Origin of the sequence: Lactiplantibacillus garii, assembly GCF_003885105.1 — a bacterium.
Taxonomy (GTDB): domain Bacteria; phylum Bacillota; class Bacilli; order Lactobacillales; family Lactobacillaceae; genus Lactiplantibacillus; species Lactiplantibacillus garii.
This window is the reverse complement of the sequence record NZ_QWZQ01000158.1, coordinates 1-278: the sequence shown is the minus strand read 5'-3', so window position 1 is coordinate 278 and position 278 is coordinate 1. Positions and strand designations below refer to the sequence as shown.

General features: G+C 25.5%; 1 protein-coding gene. It reads right to left on the bottom strand.

What is annotated here, in order from left to right; genetic code table 11:
- Positions 1 to 204: hypothetical protein (locus tag D1831_RS14800; protein WP_225422921.1), on the bottom strand; the 204-nt coding region annotated here is incomplete at its 3' end.
- Positions 205 to 278: the final 74 nt, after the last annotated feature.

Sequence of the window (278 nt, the reverse complement as noted above, 5' to 3'; positions counted from 1 at the left end):
ACAAATGCTGACTAGTCCCAATAACATAATGTTTAAAATCAATATGCTTAAAATGAATATTTTTTTATGCAACCATGCCCATGAAATCGCGTTTGTCACTGAATAACTCATTAAAAACTGAATCATTAGAATTAAAAACACAGACTCTACAGTGGCAATAATAGCAAAAAGCATGCTATTCCGTATATTTTTATACTTACTCATACAATATCTCCAATAGAATTGAATTTTATAACAAAGATTAATTTTATTCTTTTATTAAAAAAATATCAATTAGT